At 50.7% G+C, this 19161-nt stretch carries 21 protein-coding genes; 10 read left to right on the top strand and 11 right to left on the bottom strand.

Features of this window, described 5'->3' with window-relative positions:
- Positions 1 to 102: 102 nt before the first annotated feature.
- The 3 genes from Q9L42_RS15665 to Q9L42_RS15655 all read right to left on the bottom strand — a co-directional run bounded on the left by Q9L42_RS15665 (position 103) and on the right by Q9L42_RS15655 (position 2527).
- Positions 103 to 633 (bottom strand): transposase, encoded by a 531-nt coding sequence (locus Q9L42_RS15665; protein WP_432648850.1) that lies wholly within the window; start codon positions 631 to 633, stop codon positions 103 to 105.
- Positions 634 to 864: 231 nt separating this feature from the next.
- Complete coding sequence (locus Q9L42_RS15660) at positions 865 to 1926, bottom strand: alkene reductase (protein WP_349431374.1); 1062 nt, start codon at positions 1924 to 1926, stop codon at positions 865 to 867.
- Positions 1927 to 2023: 97 nt separating this feature from the next.
- The gene (locus tag Q9L42_RS15655) at positions 2024 to 2527 is read right to left on the bottom strand and encodes a hypothetical protein (RefSeq protein ID WP_305907472.1); all 504 of its coding nucleotides are present in this window, start codon (positions 2525 to 2527) and stop codon (positions 2024 to 2026) included.
- A gap of 876 nt (positions 2528 to 3403) precedes the next feature.
- Here Q9L42_RS15655 and Q9L42_RS15650 point away from each other — a divergent pair.
- Both Q9L42_RS15650 and Q9L42_RS15645 read left to right on the top strand, forming a co-directional pair.
- Positions 3404 to 3784 carry a type II toxin-antitoxin system death-on-curing family toxin gene (locus Q9L42_RS15650; protein ID WP_349432762.1) on the top strand — a complete coding sequence of 127 codons (381 nt, stop codon included), beginning with the start codon at positions 3404 to 3406 and terminating at the stop codon, positions 3782 to 3784.
- A gap of 427 nt (positions 3785 to 4211) precedes the next feature.
- Entirely contained in the window at positions 4212 to 4394 is a 183-nt protein-coding gene (locus Q9L42_RS15645) for a hypothetical protein (RefSeq protein ID WP_305907473.1), read from the top strand.
- A 67-nt stretch (positions 4395 to 4461) separates the two neighbouring features.
- Here Q9L42_RS15645 and modC read toward each other — a convergent pair whose 3' ends face one another.
- The 6 genes from modC to Q9L42_RS15615 all read right to left on the bottom strand — a co-directional run bounded on the left by modC (position 4462) and on the right by Q9L42_RS15615 (position 9095).
- Positions 4462 to 5544, bottom strand: a complete 1083-nt coding sequence (gene modC / locus Q9L42_RS15640) for a molybdenum ABC transporter ATP-binding protein (protein ID WP_349431373.1) — start codon at positions 5542 to 5544, stop codon at positions 4462 to 4464.
- Between the two features lie 116 nt (positions 5545 to 5660).
- Complete coding sequence (locus Q9L42_RS15635) at positions 5661 to 5984, bottom strand: hypothetical protein (RefSeq protein WP_349431372.1); 324 nt, start codon at positions 5982 to 5984, stop codon at positions 5661 to 5663.
- 280 nt (positions 5985 to 6264) lie between these two features.
- Entirely contained in the window at positions 6265 to 6945 is a 681-nt protein-coding gene (gene modB, locus Q9L42_RS15630) for a molybdate ABC transporter permease subunit (RefSeq protein ID WP_305907475.1), read from the bottom strand.
- A gap of 16 nt (positions 6946 to 6961) precedes the next feature.
- Entirely contained in the window at positions 6962 to 7714 is a 753-nt protein-coding gene (gene modA, locus Q9L42_RS15625) for a molybdate ABC transporter substrate-binding protein (protein WP_305907476.1), read from the bottom strand.
- A gap of 29 nt (positions 7715 to 7743) precedes the next feature.
- On the bottom strand, positions 7744 to 8523 hold the full coding sequence (locus Q9L42_RS15620) for a TOBE domain-containing protein (RefSeq protein WP_305907477.1): 780 nt from the start codon (positions 8521 to 8523) through the stop codon (positions 7744 to 7746).
- A 212-nt stretch (positions 8524 to 8735) separates the two neighbouring features.
- Complete coding sequence (locus tag Q9L42_RS15615; protein WP_305907478.1) at positions 8736 to 9095, bottom strand: HesB/IscA family protein; 360 nt, start codon at positions 9093 to 9095, stop codon at positions 8736 to 8738.
- Between the two features lie 184 nt (positions 9096 to 9279).
- Here Q9L42_RS15615 and Q9L42_RS15610 point away from each other — a divergent pair, with 184 nt between their 5' ends.
- Entirely contained in the window at positions 9280 to 9498 is a 219-nt protein-coding gene (locus Q9L42_RS15610; protein WP_305907479.1) for a nitrogen fixation protein NifZ, read from the top strand.
- A gap of 15 nt (positions 9499 to 9513) precedes the next feature.
- On the opposite strand, the gene Q9L42_RS15605 is transcribed toward Q9L42_RS15610, so the two are convergent.
- Both Q9L42_RS15605 and Q9L42_RS15600 read right to left on the bottom strand, forming a co-directional pair.
- Positions 9514 to 10263, bottom strand: coding sequence for a transposase (locus tag Q9L42_RS15605; protein WP_305906955.1), 750 nt, complete (start codon positions 10261 to 10263; stop codon positions 9514 to 9516).
- A complete protein-coding gene (locus Q9L42_RS15600; RefSeq protein ID WP_349431252.1) occupies positions 10244 to 10741 on the bottom strand; it encodes a helix-turn-helix domain-containing protein in 498 nt (165 codons plus the stop codon). Before Q9L42_RS15600 ends, Q9L42_RS15605 begins: the two co-directional genes overlap by 20 nt.
- A gap of 113 nt (positions 10742 to 10854) precedes the next feature.
- Between Q9L42_RS15600 and Q9L42_RS15595 the strand changes: the two genes are divergently transcribed.
- The 7 genes from Q9L42_RS15595 (at position 10855) to purT (ending at position 19161) form a co-directional block, all read left to right on the top strand.
- The gene (locus Q9L42_RS15595) at positions 10855 to 12438 is read left to right on the top strand and encodes a nitroreductase family protein (protein WP_305907480.1); all 1584 of its coding nucleotides are present in this window, start codon (positions 10855 to 10857) and stop codon (positions 12436 to 12438) included.
- Between the two features lie 1162 nt (positions 12439 to 13600).
- Entirely contained in the window at positions 13601 to 14602 is a 1002-nt protein-coding gene (dusA, locus tag Q9L42_RS15590) for a tRNA dihydrouridine(20/20a) synthase DusA (protein ID WP_305910176.1), read from the top strand.
- 42 nt (positions 14603 to 14644) lie between these two features.
- Positions 14645 to 15190: a GTP cyclohydrolase I FolE gene (gene folE, locus Q9L42_RS15585; protein ID WP_305910177.1), complete on the top strand. Its 546-nt coding sequence runs from the start codon at positions 14645 to 14647 to the stop codon at positions 15188 to 15190.
- 3 nt (positions 15191 to 15193) lie between these two features.
- Complete coding sequence (gene hemH / locus Q9L42_RS15580; RefSeq protein ID WP_305907483.1) at positions 15194 to 16174, top strand: ferrochelatase; 981 nt, start codon at positions 15194 to 15196, stop codon at positions 16172 to 16174.
- Positions 16171 to 16362, top strand: a complete 192-nt coding sequence (locus Q9L42_RS15575; RefSeq protein WP_305907484.1) for a hypothetical protein — start codon at positions 16171 to 16173, stop codon at positions 16360 to 16362. The genes hemH and Q9L42_RS15575 overlap by 4 nt, the downstream gene beginning before the upstream one ends.
- A gap of 1 nt (position 16363) precedes the next feature.
- Positions 16364 to 17959, top strand: a complete 1596-nt coding sequence (locus Q9L42_RS15570; protein ID WP_349431371.1) for a MutS-related protein — start codon at positions 16364 to 16366, stop codon at positions 17957 to 17959.
- Entirely contained in the window at positions 17956 to 19161 is a 1206-nt protein-coding gene (gene purT / locus Q9L42_RS15565) for a formate-dependent phosphoribosylglycinamide formyltransferase (RefSeq protein WP_305907485.1), read from the top strand. The genes Q9L42_RS15570 and purT overlap by 4 nt, the downstream gene beginning before the upstream one ends.

Here is a 19161-nt window from a genome sequence, read left to right as displayed (position 1 = left end):
TCCTTGGGGCTTGACGGCGGAATCCTTGCCGCCGACATCCTCGCCAAACACAACCCACGCCCTCTTTGCTATCCGAATACAGCTTGAGTAGTAGATAAGCAATCATATCGCAATCAGCACCTGAAGCTGCACGGCATGTACGGTGGCGGCGAAGAAGCATTTGATCTTGAGGTTTTGCTTCACCCATTCGAAAAACAGCTCGATCTGCCAGCGTTGTTTGTAGAGATCCATGAGTTCTTGCGCCGGGCTGTCGAGATCATTGCTAATCAGGATGATGTCCTTTTGATCTTCCTGCCGGATAAAACGGATTCGACGCAAAGGAATAGGGCAGTTTTGACCTTTGGTTGAGGTTAAGCGGATGATTGGATCCTCCAGTTCGGCGTTAATCAACGCATCATAATGTCTGAACAACGTCGAATCAGCAGGACGATTCGGGTGGCTGTCGATAATTTCGGCGCGCAGTTGCGTCACAAAATGATGTCGCAGTGTGGAATCCTCCGGTATGGCTGATAGGGGAGTCGTCTCCCTCTGTTCAAATAAACTGATATGACGGTTGTTTTCGGCCCTGGTTTCATCAGCGGACAATATCGAATAGCCCAAAGGCAGAAAAGTAGTCGTCGCAATTGAAAGCATAACTAGAAAAATTAACATGACTTCAAGCATTGTGGATCACCTATGAAAAGTTTTAAGAAAGGGTGACCTTAATAGCGCGCATATATTGGGCCAATGCCAGAACCCTTATCCATCAATAGGTTTAGAATTTCCATGCTGTTGTTTGGCGGACAAAAGGAGCGAGACGATAGTCGAATCGCCTCAAAAACTATAATATTTTTATGGTTATTTGCCTGAGCCATGCGTTTATGCTTACAGTCGAGGATAATCCGTATAACCCACTTCGGGATTAGAGAGGCCGTAACCATAAAAGGTATCAGGATCATAAGGATTCAAAGCGGTATTCAATTGCAGTCGCCGTACTAAATCCGGATTGGCGATGTAGTCCTTGCCGAAGGCCACGGCGTCGGCATCACCGGCAGCAATTTCCTGTTGGGCGGTATCGTGATTGAAACCCTCATTGGCAATCAGTACGCCGCCGAAGCGTTTCTTCAATGCTGGACTGATCCGGTCATCTCCCAGCGATTCGCGGGTGAAAATAAAGGCGATTTGGCGTCGACCCAGCTGTTCGGCTACGTAGCCGAAGGTCTGCAAGGAATTTGAATCGCCAATGGAATGCATATCTCCCCGCGGCGCTAGATGTACACCGACACGACCGGCCCCCCAAACCGAAATCGCGGCGTCGGTGACTTCCAACAGCAGACGGGCGCGATTTTCGACCGAACCGCCATAGGCATCGTTCCGCTGATTACTGCTGTCCTGCAGGAATTGATCGAGCAAATATCCATTGGCGCCATGAATTTCCACGCCGTCAAAACCCGCTTTTTTGGCATTTTCGGCTCCTTGTCGGTAGCTATCGACGATGTCGGGGATTTCTTCAATCTTCAAGGCCCGCGGCGTGACAAATTCGCGTTGCGGACGCAACAGACTGACATGTCCGGTTGGGGCAATGGCGCTAGGGGCAACCGGTAATTCGCCGTTGAGGAAATAAGGGTCGGAAATCCGACCGACATGCCACAGTTGCAGAAAAATGCGTCCGCCTTTGGCATGGACGGCCTTGGTAACCTTGCGCCAACCTTCGGTTTGTTGATCCGTCCAAATGCCCGGTGTATCAGGGTAACCGACGCCCTGCGGTGAAACACAGGTCGCTTCTGTCAAAATCAATCCGGCATCGGCGCGTTGGGCGTAATATTCGGCCATTAAGTCATTTGGCACTCGTCCGGTACTCGCTCGGCAACGAGTTAGGGGCGCCATGATTATCCGATTTGGACAGTCGATGTCTCCAATTCTGATCGAATCAAACAGATTGCTCATATATTCTCCTGATTAACGGTGGTATTAAGGCCTGGAGGACTGGATTATAACGTTAAAAATCATGAACGCTCACAGATAGGGTCCATCGTGTTTTTGCTCAAGGAAAAAGCCGCAAAATGTCGGAGCTTCTTTCCATATCACCGACGAACCAGATTTCTTCGAACGGATGGGCCCCCGGAAGCGTCACTTGATGAAGATTGGCTTCCAAATCCGAACGGCTCCAAAGCGGGTTGGCATTTTGCAGCACCAACCATACCCGCTCGCTGTGATAAGACTTCTCTGCCTTGTTGGCTAAAATCGTATTCAATGCATTCAGAAGCCTGTGATCGACCGGGACATTAATCAAACGGTGCAAGGTCTCCAGTTTCCGAATCGTGACTTCTCTACCCTGAATCAGTTGGGCTTCTTCCTCGCTTCCATAGAAATGCGCAATTTCAAGGTCCAGACGTTCGCCATCGAGATAGCAGGACACGTCCGGTTTTTTCGGTTCGTTGTGCCAGATATGACGCATCTCAATCCCAAAGCGCTGCTCATAAAGCCGCATGAACAATCGTGCGGCCTCGTGTTCCAATTTGATTTTTTCCAGCATTCTTGGATTCATGGCGCGTTGCTTTAGGTTATTTCTATAAGGTTCTTGCCATGTAATTATTCAGCGTATTTTTATCAATGGCCTGCTCCCTAAGCCCTGAAAAATACTGAATAGTTACCTTGCCATTAAATTAACAACCATTTTGACTGCCCTGTCAATTGTCGGTTTCTTACTCATTAAAATTAGATTTTGTAGCATTTGCTACAAAACGAAGTTGTTTATATTCTATAAAAATCAAATATTTATAGAACCAATAGGGTCAGACTCGATTGATTTTTCATCGAGAACCAATAGGGTCAGACTCGATTAATTTTTCATCGAAAAGTCAAAACAGCTAAGCTCGCGGTTACTGAGGGTTTCCAGGGCTGGGGTTAACGCCAGAGTTTTGCCGGTTCAGTCATTTCCTAGCAACCTGGATCAGCGATTTGATCGCTCATATAGAACTCCTCGATCAGTAAAAATGAATCAATCGAGTCTGACCTCCTTTGATACCGAGACCGACCCCATTGGTTTGCAAGGTGGCGTTCTTTGACCAAAGAGACAATAGAGAGACAATAGGGTCAGACTCGATTGATTTTTCATCAGAACCAATAGGGTCAGACTCGAGAACTAATAGGAGAACTAATAGGGTCAGACTCTGAGGTATCCCCACAAATTACGCTTTTTCCAGGGTGCTGAAAAGCAGAACCAATAGGGTCAGACTCGAGAACTAATAGGAGAACTAATAGAGAACTAATAGGTCAGACTCGATTGATTTTGTGGGAAGGACACCGACATCTGAGAAGAGAAATAATGGGTGCGAATTCGATGCGACCGATGGCTTTTTGAAATGCTGTTTTTTTCAGCAGAGATTTTTTTTGGCTTATTGACACAGGGGGTTAATGGGTTATCCATTGGTTTGTATCATTCGAGTCTGACCCCATTGGTTCCCGTGTATCATTCGAGTCTGACCCCATTGGTTCCCGAGATGCAGCCCTTCTTGAATCAGCGTTGAACCGGCCTCGACAACGATTTGAATATACCAATAATCCTTCAATTTTTGATCTCGCTGCTTCATATTGCTACGGATTAGCCAATAATCACCCTTTCATAGATGGCAATAAACGAATTGCTTTAACTATTGCTGCGATGTTTTTAGAGATAAATGGATATTCCTTCAATGCGTACGAACCTGAAGCAGTTGTTATTATCGAGGATCTAGCTGCCGGTAATTTAACCGAAGAAAGCCTATCTGATTGGTTCTCAAAATGCTCCATTTCAAATGCCTAACGGTATGGGTAAGGTGCGTGCTGATTTTGCGCTTCGCGCTTGACCCATTTTGTGTACGCCCAGCATGGGCATGAACTAATGAGGTGAAAATCCTCTGTTGGAAAATCACCGCCAGAATCCCGTTTTGGTATTATGGCGTTAACAACTAGCGAATGGCAACTGCAACGCCGCGAGGTTTTGTGGGAAGGACACCGACATCTGAGAAGAGAAATAATGGGTGCGAATTCGATGCGACCGATGGCTTTTTGAAATGCTGTTTTTTTCAGCAGAGATTTTTTTTTGGCTTATTGACACAGGGGGGTTAATGGGTTATCCATTGGTTTGTATCATTCGAGTCTGACCCCATTGGTTTCCATTGGTTTCCGCGTGACCCCATTGGTTTCCGTTCGAGTCTGACCCCATTGGTTGACCCCATTGGTTTCCGGGCTTGAAAGGCACTGCCATCGAACGGCAAATCAAAGTCTGCAGCAATCGTGATCGTTCACCTTATTCGGTCATTTTTCTTGCTCGTATCGCCTGTCAATATGTGGTATTTGAGTTGCAGGAAAATTTATTGGAACACGCTCAAGTTCTCTTAGTTGGTTATTTCAGCACCCTGGAAAAAGCGTAATTTGTGGGGATACCTCAGAGTCTGACCCCATTGGTTTTCCCATTGGTTTTGAAGCCCGTGATGTCGTTTATTCAATAATAGCCGCCGATTTGATTTGCGCCCAGACCGATTGGCCGATTTTCAGGCCTAAGGCATCGGCGGAGCGGCTGGTCAATCGACAGAGCAGGGGGGATTCTCCGGCCAATAGGCGAATTTGCTTGATGGCGGGATGTTCGCCGGCGCCGATTTCTTCAATCGTTGCCGGCAGCAGATTCACGATGCTGCTGGGCGTCGTCGGTTGTTCCCGCGCCAGACTGACGTCTCGGGCCATGATCTGTAATCGGACTGTTTCGCCGATGTCGAAGCCCATGTCCCGCAGCCAGAGGCTGCCGCCCGCGAATTCGGCCCGCGCCAGACCCCAGCGGTGGTCCTGTTCGGCGATGCGCGCCTTCAGCACGACCGATGCGTCTTCATCCGGGCGCACCGGGAGATCGATTCTGGCCAGGGTTTCGGTCAGCGAGCCGCTGGCGACGACCTGGCCTTTCGATAGGATCACCACGTGGTCGGCCAGTCTGGCGACTTCATCGCTGGCATGGGTGACGTATAGAATCGGAATGTCCAGTTCGTCGCGCAGACGCTGCAGAAAGGGCAGAATTTCGCGTTTACGCAGTTGATCCAATGAGGCCAGCGGTTCATCCATCAATAAAACTCTGGGGTTGACCGTCAACGCGCGGGCGATGGCGACCCGTTGTCTTTCGCCACCGGAAAGCCGCGTGGTTTTACGGTGTAACAAATGCCCGATGTCCAATAAATCGATCGCTTGTTCCAGAGAAAACTGACGACCGTTGCTCATCGCCCGTTTGAGGCCGTATTGTAAATTGCCTTGAACGCTCAAATGCGGGAACAGGTTGGCTTCCTGAAAAACATAACCTAACGGCCGCTTGTGGGTCGGCAGGAATAGTTTGTCGTTCTGCCAGGTTGAGCCGTTGACCGACAGGCTGCCAACGGCTCTTTCCAGTCCTGCGATGCAGCGCAGTAACGTGGTCTTGCCGGAACCCGAATGGCCGAATAGGGCGGTGACCCCCTTGCCGGGCAAATTAAGATCGACGTCCAGCGAAAAGCCAGAATAATCCAGTTTCAGGCAAGCCTTGATGGTATCTAGGGTTGTCATGGTTGGATTAGCATTTCTGGTTGTTTGTTTGGTCTCGTTAGCAGAGTCTTTATTCGGGTAAATTACGTCACCGGATGTCGTCCCGCAAGCGTTTTTCATAAGCTTCCTCTTAACTATCAGAATGTCAGGGTGCTTTGGGCATAGAAATAATCCGCATCGCCTTTATCCTCGGGGGCGCCGGGTGTATTGTTGGCGAAGTCCCCCTTGAACAGATGCGCCCAGCCGGTTTCCAGCTTGACTAGCTTAGGCGCCACTTCCCATCTGAGCCTGGCTTCCAACAGTTGACCGATATAGCTGCCCGATTGTCCGGTCGTATCCCGTAATTTGGTGCTCGCCCAAGAATCGCGTTCCCGGCCACGGATAGGGGGGGGGCGTTCAGCAATAATGCCAAGGCAGTGTATAAACGTAGTTTCCGTTTCATAGTAGCCCTTGTTTATCATTTAAATTTTCCCGAGAATATGGTCGCCACTCGGGTGAGTCACACGGCAATCCAACAATGTCGTATCGAAATACCGGGCGCAAAGCTCCCCTGTATGCATTTCCATAAAGGCGTATGCAGTATTGTTAAGTGCCTAGAAAAAAGTCAGACGGTCTTAGGTGCTTCGTCATTCCGGCATGGATTGCCGGAATCCAGTTATCATGGATGATGATTTATACAACTATACTTATTACCAATCACTTAGCAAATGCTAAGTGGTGAATATTCTCAGAGGGTCTGCTTCATGAGCCGGGATTTAGCTTGCCCGGTTTAAAGGCGTACAACGCCAACAGCACCAGAAAGGAGAACGCCAGCATCAGCGCCGACAATGCGTGCGCATCGCCATATTCCATGGCTTCGACAAAGTCGTAGATTTGCACCGAGATGACGCGGGTCACACCGGGAATGTTGCCGCCTATCATCAATACCACGCCGAATTCGCCGACCGTATGGGCGAAACCCAAGATGGTCGCCGTCAAGAAACCCGGCCATGCCAACGGCAGCACGACGCTGAAAAAGCGATCCCAGGGGCCTGCGTGCAATGTGGCGGCCGTTTCCAGAGGGCTGTCGCCGATCGCCTCGAAGGCATTCTGTATGGGTTGCACGACGAAGGGCAGCGAATAGAACACCGAGGCGACGACCAGGCCGGAGAACGTAAACGGTAGCGTGCCTAGCCCCAAGGTCTGAGTGAATTGTCCCACCGGGCCGTTCGGACCCATCGCCAGCAACAAATAGAAACCGAGCACCGAAGGAGGCAGCACGATCGGCAGAGCAACCAGTGCCATGATAGGACCTTTGAGTCGCGAGTGGGTTCGGGCCAGCCACCAGGCGATAGGTGTGCCGATCAATAGCAACACGAGTGTGACTATCGTGGCCAGCTTCAGGGTCAGTAGGATGGCGGTCAAATTCGCGTCGCTGAACATCGTTCTTCTCGCTGGGTTATAGTTGGTAACCGTAGGCCTTGATGATCGTCACGGCCTTGTCGGATTTAAGATAATCCAATAAAGCTGTGGCCGCGGCATTATTTTGACCAGTCACTAGCAGCGCGGCATCCTGACGAATCGGGCTGTAGAGTTCCGATGGAATCATCCAGCTGGACCCGCCGGTGAGATTACCGTCTTGCATGATTTGGGAGAGCGCGACGAACCCCAGTTCGGCGTTTCCGGTGGTGACAAATTGATGCGTTTGGGCAATGTTCTCGCCCATAACCAGTTTATCTTGCAGCGCGGACCAGCGCCCCAGTTTCTCCAGTATTTCCTGTGCCGCCAGCCCGTAAGGCGCCAGTTTCGGATTGGCCAGCGCTAAATGCCGGAAGGGCGCTTTGCTTAAAATTTCACCAGCCGCATCGACTAAATCGGGTTGGGCTGACCATAACACCAACGAACCGAAGGCATAGGTGAAGCGGCTGCCGGCAACGGCGAAGCCCTCTTGTTCCAATATTTCCGGTTTCTTGGCGTCGGCGGACAGGAAGATCTGAAAAGGTGCGCCGTTTTTAATCTGGGCAAAGAATTTACCGGACGAGCCAAAGGCGAGTTGCGTTGTGTGACCGGTGTCTTGTTCGAATTCCGCCGCGATCGCTTTCATCGGCGCGGTGAAATTTGACGCGACGGCGACATTGACGATTTCGGCGCCGGCGCCGGCGCCGTAGCCCAAAGAAATCAGCAGTGTAAAGTAAGAGAGTAAACGTTTCATTGATGGACTCCTTGTTGAGTTAAAGACGGTTAAGAGGCGACGGCAAGAATCACATGGGAAGACTTGATCAGGGCGCAGGCGCGCATGCCGGGTTTGAGGCCGAGATCATGATAGCTGTCATTGGTGACGATGGCGGTCAGATGCTTGCCGCCGGGTAGTTCGAGGATGATTTCTGAGTTGACCGCGCCTTCCTGACAACGGGCGACGGAGCCGCACAGGCGGTTGCGGGCGCTGGTCTTCAGGTCGTTATCGGCGCTTAGAATGACCCATTGCGACTTAATCAAGGCATAGGCTTCCATGCCTTCGGTCAGCTCCAGATGCTTGAGACTGTCGAGCGTGATGCCGGCGACCAGTTCATCTCCGCCACCGATATTGAGTATGACCTCGGCGTTAACGGCGCCTTCTTTGATCTTGATAATCTTCCCGAGGAATTGATTACGAGCGCTGGTTTTCATGTCAAATCTCCTGATCATTTCATAGTAGGTGTCGAAGTCGTCCATGACCCGGTTGAGATGGGCCAGAACCCGTTCCCTTTCCTTGTCCAGTCTGCGATAGGCCGCGACCAAGCGTCTGCCGTGTGTCGTCAATACTGCGCCGCCACCGTTGCGTCCGCCAACCCGGCGCTCAACCAGCGGTTGGGCGGAGAGGTTGTTGATGTTTTCAACGGCATCCCAGGCCGCCTTGTAACTCATGCCCAGAGCATTGGCCGCGGCGCGGATTGAACCGCTGGCATCGATGCGTTCCAGCAATTCAAGATGGTTGTGTTTTCTGCCACTGCTGAGCAGATTCGGTGTCGCCGCTTGTTTCACTGTGTTCTCTTGTTGCTTCGATTCATTGTGTAGCCATACTTTATAGCGGTAGGCGCGACAAAAGGACGCGATTGTATCGCAGCTACCTAGCGCTATAAAGTTTTAATTTATAGCGAAGACTGTATTTCCCTTATATGGGAAAGTGTTGTCAATAGCCCAAAAAAGGGGAGGTTTCGATAATCTCTCAGTATCTAAACTGGTTCCTCGCTATCTTATGATGAACAGGTTTTGTTGGCTGCGCCGTTATCGCTGGTCGAGAACGATGTACCGCAGGCGCAGCTTTTAACGGCATTGGGATTGGTGAATTTGAAGCCCGAACCATCCAGGCTGTCGACGAAATCGACCGTCATGCCGTCTAGCATCGGCAGGCTGGTCTGATCGACCAACACCTTGATAGCACCGCAGTCGATCACGGTGTCTTCGTCGCTTTGCTGTTCATCCAGACGCAGGCCGTATTGGAAACCGGAACAGCCGCCGTCGGTCACTTCGATTCTTAAACCGGCCGTAGGTTTTTCTGAACCGGCGATAAAGCGGCTGACCGCGTTTATCGCATTTTCGGTGAGTGTGATCATATTTTTCTCCTGCAAGATTGCTTGGCATCGTTTTTGTAAATGTATTTAGCAACCTGTATGCCATTTGCAGGAATTTTCTTAAGCTTATGTTTTTTAAAGATAAAAAATATTTCCTTAAGATAACCTGAGGTATCTTGGCAACAATCGGTTATTTTTTGTAAGGTTTGCTACAAAGGGGAAGATAATGAATGTCGAAGATTTGGAAGTGGGTGATGTGGTTTATGCGGCGCATGATATAGTCGATGATGGCTCGATGCCGGGCAATCATTTGGGTGATATCCTGGCCGAAGCCGGTGCGCGCGGCGTCATCGTGATGCGAGGTTATATCGAAGAGGAACCGGGAAAGAACGTGTTTCTGGTGCGCTTCGAAGACAAACAATTGAATCTAGTACTCGCCTTCTGAAATACCTTCGATAATTTAGACAAGTAGAGGCTTACCAATATAGGTCCATCGAAACGGTTTTGCCAATGTTTCATTAAAAAATGCAATGAACGCCTGAATTCTTTGATTCAGAGCCTTAATCGAAGGGAAACTTCCGCGTTTGAGTAAGCGACGGCTTAAAATGCCGAACCAAATCTCGACTTGGTTCAGCCATGAACAATGTTTTGGTGTATAAACAAAACGGATACGGTGCTCGGTGCATTGTAAAAAGTCCGCGCGCGACGCCATGTTCTCTAAAATGCCGGATTGTCCTTTCTCGCCCAGCGGGGCTTCGATGCCGCAGAGTTCTGCCACACATTTCACCAATGAAGCGGATTTATGCGTATTCAGTTGGTCGGCAATAAATACCCATTTTGCCGTGGGGTCAGTAGCGACGGTCGCCTGGATATGGGCCACAAAATCGTTTTCTGTTCGGGTGTCGCCCAACGTTGGACACAGGATTTTTCCGGTCGCTACTTCAAAATTGGCTATCAGGGTTTGTGTGCCATGCCGTTTGTACTCAAATTCGTGTAATTCCAGTTTTCCTTTGGACATCGGGTGATCCGGATGAATCCGTTCCAGCGCCTGAATACCGGTTTTCTCGTCCACACTGATCACATGTACACCGGATTCGTGTAGCTCTTGAGCTTGATGGTAGAGCTTGCAAACGTCTCTCACTTCTTGTCGAAAGGTCGCTTCATCTTCGGCTTTGTGGTTGAGCCAATATTTAGTGCGATGCGGTTTCAAATCCCCCTGATTTTAAAAAACGCCCGATACTGCTGAGCGAAATGGTGTCTACAATCCCCCTATCAATAGCGGTTCGGACGAGTGCCGGTTGCGTCCAATGACTGAGATGCTCGGGAGGCGTTTCACAAGCGAGCGCCAATAACTGGCAAATCTGCTCCGCAGTAAAGACGCCGGGGCAGCCAGCGCGTGGTTTGTCGGCCAACACGTGACTGATCGCCTCGCGCAACTTTTTTGATTGGTCGGCATATTTTTCCAACTCAATACTGTCGCCTAACCAACGCTTTCGCCAAAACCCGACCGTTTCTTCACAGAGCCCCAGGTTTTGAGCGATCGATTTATTGGTGTTGCCGACGTGGGCCAATAACACGATTTGAGCACGTTGCACCAGACTGTGTGGCGCTTCGCGACTTCGAACAATGGTTTCCAAAATGCTCTGCTGTTCAGAGCTCAATGTCAGTGGGAGGAGTGGACGTGCCAAGGGATTATTTTATTGGTTTCAAATCGTTGTATTATCCAATATATTTCAAGTTTATTGTACTAGGCAGGTCGATCGGTTGTCTGACGGACGATCTGGCCATAAAGTAGGCAAATATGTTAACGGTTAGCGATTACCATCAGCGTACTAAACACAGTTTCCAGCGTTATGCCCGAGGTCCGGAAACCCTGGATTGGGACGATCAGCCCGATCCGTTTCGACGTTTCGACGGCTGTACTAGCATAGACCTGCCAAAACCCGGGCGCGAACTCGCAGTGAGCTGGTCCGCATTGCATGATCGGGCCGGCGTCACACCTGCACTCTTGAACATGAAAAACCTCGGTCTGTTGTTGGAGCTGGCGTTCGGCTTGTCGGCCTGGAAACAGTACGGTCCGGCTCGCTGGGCCTTGCGCTGCAATCCCTCCAGCGGCAATTTACATCCGTCCGAAGCCTATCTAATCAATGGCGTGAGTGGAATATTGAAGCCTGGTATTTATCATTATGTCAGTCACGATCATAAGCTGGAACGGCGTTGTGCGTTTGGCAATAATGAATTTCCGCATACTTTGTTATTAGGGCTGAGTTCCATCCATTGGCGGGAAGCCTGGAAATACGGCGAGCGCGCCTTTCGCTATTGCCAGTTGGATGCCGGCCATGCCTTGGCGGCGCTCAGTTACGCCGCGTCCGTTTTAGGTTGGCGTATTGAACTGCTGGGGCAATACACGGATAGCGAAATTGCGGCTTTGCTGGGCATAGATAGAACGGAAGAGTTCATCGACAAGGAAAGAGAAAGTCCGGATTGGCTTTGTCGGATTTGTTACAGTGACGCCGAGATCGATAGCGAACGTGAGAAAGATAGATTGATGAGCACGATATCGCAGTCGGTTTGGCAGGGCAGGGCGCAATCGCTGGGATCCTACCATATGTATCATTGGTCTGTGCTCGACGAGATCGCGCAATCTACTCGCAAGACAACTGGAGAGGTTAGACATTGGTGTGGGCAGGCGATTGACAAGGAGGCGTCTGCCTGTTCAATTTCGGCAACCCGACTGATCAGGCAACGGCGCAGCGCGCAACATTTTAATGCGCGGGCCGATGAGATGGGGCAAGTGGCTTTTCGGCGGATTCTGGAATGCTTGCGGGCCAGCGGACAGGCGCCATTCGACGCCTGGAACTGGCGGCCGGCCGTGCATTTATGTCTGTTCATCCATAAAGTGGAAGACTTGCCGCCGGGTCTTTATTGCTGGCCGCGGTCGACAAAAGGGATCGATCTGCTACGAACGAGTTTTAGCTCGAATTTTATCTGGCAGGAAACGAACGGTATTCCCGGTTTGTTTCTGCTGTATCAAGGGGATGTCCGTCAAGCCGCGAAAACCTTATCCTGTCATCAAGCCATCGCCTCGAACAGTGCCTTTAGCTTAGCCATGTTGGCGGAATTCAACCAAACCGTCGCCGAACCTTGGCATTATCGGCGTTTGTTTTGGGAATGTGGGTTGTTAGGGCAAATCTTGTACCTTGAAGCCGAAGCCGCCGGAATGCGCGGTACCGGCATCGGCTGTTTTTTCGACGATGCCGTTCATGGTGTTCTGGGAATTCAGGACGACAGCCTGCAAAGTCTCTACCATTTCACCGTCGGCGAGCCGTTGGAAGACACTCGCATCCAAACCCTGCCCGCCTACGCTCATTTGAATGACCGATGATTAGCCAAAATAAAGTGAAGAAAGGGATGGCGAGTTTGCCGGATCAACCTCGTTGCGGTGCGCCGACCAAATTAACAGATGGCCATCGTAGTCAGCCGAAAGAGTGGGTTGATCAGGGCTACCTCATTAAATGAATGAGTGGCAAAACAGAATTTAACAACAAATACGCCAGGGGGATCCGCTGTGCGTGATCCATCTCACGGATGTGGGTGTGCTGATGATAGGAAGCGCACCGGTTTTTGATGCGCTTCACGCAGTTCAGCACATCCGAAGGCAAGGCTATATTGGCATGCAACCGTAGGGTGATTCACCGTCAGGCAATGCGCCTGGATATCACAATGACCAATTTTGCCTCCGGTGGCGGGTTTTGGCGGCTTGCTTCGCGAAGCCGCCCTACGATGAGGTAGGGTGCGCTGACGATAGGATGCGCACCTTGTTTCGATGCGCTTCACGCTGTTCGACACATCCGAAGGCAAGGCTATATTGGTATGCAACCGTAGGGTGATTCGCCGCTAGGCAATGCGCCTGGATATCACAATGACCAATTTTGCCTCCGGTGGCGGTTTTTGGCGGCTTGCTTCGCGAAGCCACCCTACGTTGGCGGATCCGCTGCGCTTGATCCGGTTTTGATGCGCTTCACGGTGTTCGACACATCCGAAGGCAAGACGGTGCTTTGCGTAGGAGCGCCGCCCTCGGCGCGAAAAGCAAGTAGTCCGCATCGCTATGCGAAATGCGGGTCAACGAGGTCCTGAACAATTCAACCGTGACTAGAGTAAGTTAAACGTTCGGGGTGGGTTAAATAACCCGCCCCGCTCAGAAGGTATTTTTTAATGAGGGAGCCCTGACCGACTGTGTTCAACGTTGTATTTCAGTGTGGGATTTGAACAGGTGAAGTAGAACAAAGGCAGTCCCGGCATAGACGGTAGCCGACTTCGAAACCTGATGTGTCAATACTTTTCCGGACACATCACCACATTATCGCCTTTTAAATCAGCGCAGTAATTGTTCGATTTTGCTTTTTATTCCGGTCAGAGCTCTGTAGGATACCCTGCCTAATTTTGTAGTAGATGATGGTCACATTATTTGTTCATATTCATTGAGCAAATAATGCATTGAATAATCAGAAATGTCTAAAAATATCGCAGAACTTACAAGTCCCATGATGTCTGAAGCCAAGCCAGTAGCGTCATCGTCCTGTCAAGATAGCGCGCATAGATTTTGTGTCGCCCCCATGCTCGATTGGACTGACCGCCATTGTCGTTATTTTTACCGGCTGATGTCGAAGCATGCGCTGCTGTATAGCGAAATGGTGACGACCGGCGCGATCATTCACGGTGATCGCCAGCGTTTTTTGCAATTTAATCATCAGGAGCATCCGGTCGCCTTTCAATTGGGCGGAAGCAATCCTGCCGATCTGGCGACTTGCGCGCGGATCGTTGAGGACTATGGTTATGACGAAATCAACCTGAACGTCGGCTGTCCCAGTGATCGCGTACAAAACGGCATGTTCGGCGCTTGCCTGATGGCGCAGCCCGAATTGGTCGCCGAATGCGTCGCGGCGATGCAGCGGGGTGTCGCTATCCCGGTCACGGTGAAATCGCGGATCGGCATCGACGATCGGGATTCTTATCAACAATTGACGCACTTTATTGCCGTCATCGCCGCGACCGGCTGCCGAAGCTTCATCGTCCATGCCCGCAAGGCTTGGCTGCAGGGCTTGTCGCCGAAGCAAAATCGGGAAGTCCCGCCATTGCGTTATGATCTGGTTTATCGACTGAAGCAGGATTTTCCGCAGTTGGAAATCGTTTTGAATGGCGGCATCACGACTCTGGAACAGGTCGATGAGCATTTGCGCCTGATCGACGGGGTGATGGTGGGGCGAGAAATTTATCACAATCCTTATTTATTGGCGCAAGTGGACGGCGCGTTGTTTTTCGACGAGCAAGCCGTTAAATCGCGACAGCAGGTTGTATTGGCGCTGATACCATATATTCAACAACAACTCGCGGAAGGCGTCAGGTTGAACAGTATTTCCCGGCACATCCTGGGGCTGTTTCATGGCGTTGCCGGCGCGAAGGGCTGGCGGCGCCATATCAGTGAAAATGCGCACAAGCCGGACGCCGATGAAAATGTGATTTTACAAGCGTTAAAATTTACCCAGTGATGCGGTATACTATATTGTCATTTTTTTTACAGAGTAAACGTGATGGAAGAGTATTTTTCCAAGATAATTGAGGCAGTTGGCGAGGATGTGACGCGTGAGGGTCTGGTCGATACGCCGGCGCGGGCCGCGAAAGCCTTTAAATTCTTAAATAACGGCTATGAGAAGAGCCTGGACGAAGTTCTCAATAACGCGATATTTGAGGCCGACACCGAGGATATGGTTATCGTCAAGGATATTGAGCTATATTCACTGTGCGAACATCATTTGTTGCCTTTCATTGGAAAATGCCATATCGGTTATCTGCCCCGGGGTAAGGTGTTGGGTTTGTCGAAACTGGCTCGCATCGTCGATATGTATGGCAGACGCCTGCAGATTCAGGAAAGACTGACCAAGCAGATCGCCGACGCCGTGGAAACAGCGATTGACGCTAAGGGCGTCGCCGTGGTCATCGAAGCCAAGCATTTATGTATGATGATGCGCGGCGTGGAAAAACAGAATTCGGTGATGACGACTTCGGTGATGACCGGTATATTCCGTAAGGAAATCAGCACACGTTCCGAATTTTTGAACCTCATCAACAGGAATTAAACGATGGCGCAAAACCCTGGCAAGAAAGTTGGCGTATTATTGGTTAATTTGGGTTCGCCCGATGCCCCGACGACTTCCAGGGTTAGGCGTTTTTTGCGCGAATTTCTCGGCGATCCTCGCGTCGTTAATCTGCCGCGCGCATTGTGGTGGGTGATACTCAATTTTTTTGTCTTGCCTTTCCGACCACGTAAATCCGCTCGAGCTTATCGTGAGATCTGGACCGACAAAGGATCGCCGTTGGTTTATTACACCCGGCAATTAAGCGATAAGCTGGCCATTGCGCTCGATTCCGACGAGATTCATGTCGATTATGCGATGCGTTACGGAAAGCCGGTGTTGGCGGATAAATTGAACGCCTTCAAGGCACAAATGCTGGATGAGATCATCATTTTGCCGCTCTATCCGCAGTATTCCTCGACTACGACGGCCTCGGTCTATGATGCGGTCGACGATGTGGTTCGTCCCTGGCGCCATATTCCGAGTCTGCAATTTATCGCCGAGTATCACGATCATCAGGCCTATATCGCCGCCGTTGCCGAATCGATCAAGGCGTTTTGGCATAAACACGGCAGAAATGATCTGTTGTTGATGTCGTTTCATGGCCTGCCGGCTAAACTGACCGATCTGGGCGATCCCTATTATCATCACTGCCAAAAAACGGCGGCATTGATCGCCGAGCGCCTGGGGTTGCATGACACTCAGTGGAAGTTGGTGTTTCAATCGCGTTTCGGTAAGGCCGAATGGTTGAAACCTTATTGTCTGGAAGTATTGCAGGATTTGCCTCAGCAAGGCAGTAAAGAGGTCGATATCGTCTGTCCCGGTTTTGCCGTCGATTGTTTGGAAACCCTGGAGGAAATCGCCCTGGCCAACAAGGAAGAATTTTTAGCAGCCGGTGGCAAGTCCTATCGCTATATTCCGGCGTTGAATGACAGCGATGAGCATGTCAAAGTGATGGTTGATTTATTGTCCAGGCGTTTGCGATGAAAGGCTTTGACCGCAGCTGTCCATTTTGTCGCTTCATGCGCAGCCTGGCGTTTACCGGTGTCGGTATGGGGCTGGGCAGTGGAATCGCGTATCTACTCGGTGCATCTAAAGAGAATATCATGATGTCCGGAATCGTCGTGGCCGCTGTACTGGTATTTGGTTTGCTGGATAGAAAAAAGAAGAACTAACATGAAAGAGATTGTATTAAGAAGCTGGAAGGGACAATGGCCGGTCATCCGTTCGAACAAGCCCTTGCCTCTGGGCGAAGGAGTCGTCGATCAGGCCGCTTTCAATACGATCGAAATTAACGAATTGTTTGATACGGTCAACTACGCCGAAACGACGGTCGGTCAATCGATCTTGTATCGTTCCTTGACTCAGCCGCTAGCGGACCGAGAAGCCATCGCCGCCAAGCAAGAGGCAGTCAGAGAAATACGCGACAACCCCGGTGTCAGGGAAAACATCGAGCGTATCGTGCAGCATTGCGCCGATAAAGAAAAAAAATTATATATATTCTTGTACGGAGAGTTCTTAGGTTCATTAGGCACCGCCAGGGAAGAGAACCAGATCGAAGGCTACGGTTATAAACAGTACCGACGCGGCATACGCTTCATGCTCGATCTGGTGGGTTATATCCACGCCTCCGAGTCTCCGCAGAGTCCTTATTTAAAGGGGATCTTCGATAAAATCCGCAGCTTTGCCGAGAGCCGAACCTATTCGCTGATGCTGGGACCGGTCTACAATACCGAAAAAGGTTTTCAGAGCAAGGAAGAACGCAAGGGCTCGTTTACTCCGGCGACGATCTTCAAACCCAGCATATTCAAACCGCTGTTGATCGCCGCCATTTTTGCCGTGGTCTGGGGGATTACCGAATTTTTCCCGACCGACCTGTTCAGTTTCAGCAAGAGTTCCATTCCGGTGGCATCGATATTTTTTATACCGATGTTGTTGATTTATTTTCCGGTCGTCGGTTCCTATGATCGCGATAATTGCATTATTCCGTTGCGGGACGAATTCAGGGGTTCGGAAGAGTTGGGCATCGCGCTGGATGCTTTGGGAGAGCTCGATGAGCTGTTGTCGTTCATCAAGTATGCGGAAAATTACGGCAGCGATATGGTTTTGCCGGAGATGGTTGAAACCGACAACCATGAAATTGATCTGACCGCCGCCAAGAATCCGGTGCTGGGCCATAACAACCCGGACTATGTCGCCAACGATTTTCATTTGTCGCATGCCAACCTGGTGTTCATCACCGGCCCGAACAGCGGAGGGAAAACGGCTTTTTGCAAGACCATCACGCAAATCCAGGTGTTGGGGCAAATCGGCTGTTATGTGCCGGCCGAAAAAGCCACCTTGTGCGTCGCCGACCGCATTTTTTATCAGGCGCCGGAAATCAGTCATCTGGATGATGGGGAAGGGCGGTACGGCACCGAACTGAAAAGGACCAAGGACATCTTCGTTACGACGACATCGAAAAGCCTGGTGGTGCTCGATGAAATGTCCGAAGGCACTACTTTTGAAGAAAAAATGGAATCATCCACCAATGTGTTGGACGGCTTTTATCGCAAAGGCAATAACACCATCTTAATCACCCATAACCATCAATTGGTCGATGTGTTCATCAATAAAGGCATCGGTTTGGCAAAGCAGGTTGAATTCGCCAACGAAGAGCCGACCTATAAGTTGGTCGAGGGCATTTCCCGCGTCAGTCATGCCGACCGGGTGGCCCGCAAGATCGGTTTCTCCAAAGAAGACATCGACAAATATCTGGAAGGATCAAAATGAAACTCGGGACGGCCTTGACGGAAAACGCGACGAAAGCATTGTTATTGGGCAGCGGCGAGCTAGGCAAGGAGATCGCCATCGCATTGCAGCGTTATGGCGTCGAAGTGATTGCGGTCGACCGCTATCAGGGTGCGCCGGCCCAACATGTCGCGCACCGCAGTTACGCGATAGATATGACCGACGCCGAGGCGGTCAAACAGTTGATCATTGCGGAAAAACCGGACTATATTATTCCTGAGATCGAAGCGTTGTCGACCGAGGCCTTGAAGGAAGTCGAAAGCGAAGGTCTGGCGACCGTGGTGCCGAACGCCAGGGCTATCGCATTGACGATGAACCGTGAAGGCATACGCACGCTGGCGGCCGAGCAAGTGGGCGTTCCGACGTCCAGTTACGCATTTGCCGAATCGTTTGCGGAATTGAAAGACGCCGCGGCTCATACCGGCTATCCCTGTTTTATCAAACCGACGATGTCATCATCGGGAAAAGGTCAGTCGATGGTCGAATCGGCCGATCAGCTGGAAGAGGCCTGGGCATATGCCAAATCCGGCGGCAGGACGGATACCGGCAAGGTGATCGTCGAAGGCAAGGTCGATTTTGATTTTGAGATCACGCTGTTGACGGTAAGAGCCATGAACGGTCAAGGCGAGGTGGTGACCCATTTCTGCGAGCCGATCGGTCACCGTCAAGAACAAGGCGATTACCGGGAAAGCTGGCAGCCGCAGGCGATGTCAGTCGAGGCCGGCAGGGCCGCGAAAGAAATCGCCAATAAGATCACCGATGCAATTGGCGGTTTGGGTTTATTTGGCGTCGAACTGTTTGTCAAAGGCGATAGCGTTTGGTTTAGTGAAGTAAGTCCCAGACCGCACGATACCGGCATGGTTACAATGATCACCCAGAGGCAGAGCGAATTCGATTTACATGTCCGGGCCATTTTGGGTTTGCCGGTCTCCTCGCGGCTCAGCAATCCGGGGGCCAGCGCCGTTATCCTAGGCGGCGTCGATGGCAGAGGGGTCGTTTATCAAGGCTTGGATCAGGCTTTGGCCATTCCGGAAACGGAAATAAGATTATTCGCCAAGCCGGAGGCCTTCGTCAAAAGACGCATGGGCGTTGCGTTGGCCGCCGATGAAGATATCAGCAAGGCTAGGGAGAAGGCGGTTAAAGCCGCCGGACTCGTTACTGTGAAAGTCAATCTGATGGAATAG

This window comes from Methylomarinum sp. Ch1-1 (assembly GCF_030717995.2).
Taxonomy (GTDB): domain Bacteria; phylum Pseudomonadota; class Gammaproteobacteria; order Methylococcales; family Methylomonadaceae; genus Methylomarinum; species Methylomarinum roseum.
The sequence above is the reverse complement of the archived record's forward strand: the minus strand, read 5'-3'. Positions and strand labels throughout refer to the sequence as shown.

What these genes read in the sequence shown, in the direction of transcription:
- Q9L42_RS15665 (WP_432648850.1), bottom strand. Translation starts at nt 633, where the DNA reads ATGCTTTCAATTGCGACGACTACTTTTCTGCCTTTGGGCTATTCGATA.
- Q9L42_RS15655 (WP_305907472.1), bottom strand. Translation starts at nt 2,527, where the DNA reads ATGAATCCAAGAATGCTGGAAAAAATCAAATTGGAACACGAGGCCGCA.
- Q9L42_RS15615 (WP_305907478.1), bottom strand. Translation starts at nt 9,095, where the DNA reads ATGATCACACTCACCGAAAATGCGATAAACGCGGTCAGCCGCTTTATC.
- Q9L42_RS15595 (WP_305907480.1), top strand. Translation starts at nt 10,855, where the DNA reads ATGTTAACGGTTAGCGATTACCATCAGCGTACTAAACACAGTTTCCAG.
- folE (WP_305910177.1), top strand. Translation starts at nt 14,645, where the DNA reads ATGGAAGAGTATTTTTCCAAGATAATTGAGGCAGTTGGCGAGGATGTG.
- hemH (WP_305907483.1), top strand. Translation starts at nt 15,194, where the DNA reads ATGGCGCAAAACCCTGGCAAGAAAGTTGGCGTATTATTGGTTAATTTG.
- Q9L42_RS15660 (WP_349431374.1), bottom strand. Translation starts at nt 1,926, where the DNA reads ATGAGCAATCTGTTTGATTCGATCAGAATTGGAGACATCGACTGTCCA.
- Q9L42_RS15635 (WP_349431372.1), bottom strand. Translation starts at nt 5,984, where the DNA reads ATGATAAACAAGGGCTACTATGAAACGGAAACTACGTTTATACACTGC.
- dusA (WP_305910176.1), top strand. Translation starts at nt 13,601, where the DNA reads ATGTCTGAAGCCAAGCCAGTAGCGTCATCGTCCTGTCAAGATAGCGCG.
- purT (WP_305907485.1), top strand. Translation starts at nt 17,956, where the DNA reads ATGAAACTCGGGACGGCCTTGACGGAAAACGCGACGAAAGCATTGTTA.
- Q9L42_RS15575 (WP_305907484.1), top strand. Translation starts at nt 16,171, where the DNA reads ATGAAAGGCTTTGACCGCAGCTGTCCATTTTGTCGCTTCATGCGCAGC.
- Q9L42_RS15610 (WP_305907479.1), top strand. Translation starts at nt 9,280, where the DNA reads ATGAATGTCGAAGATTTGGAAGTGGGTGATGTGGTTTATGCGGCGCAT.
- modB (WP_305907475.1), bottom strand. Translation starts at nt 6,945, where the DNA reads ATGTTCAGCGACGCGAATTTGACCGCCATCCTACTGACCCTGAAGCTG.
- modC (WP_349431373.1), bottom strand. Translation starts at nt 5,544, where the DNA reads ATGACAACCCTAGATACCATCAAGGCTTGCCTGAAACTGGATTATTCT.
- Q9L42_RS15570 (WP_349431371.1), top strand. Translation starts at nt 16,364, where the DNA reads ATGAAAGAGATTGTATTAAGAAGCTGGAAGGGACAATGGCCGGTCATC.
- modA (WP_305907476.1), bottom strand. Translation starts at nt 7,714, where the DNA reads ATGAAACGTTTACTCTCTTACTTTACACTGCTGATTTCTTTGGGCTAC.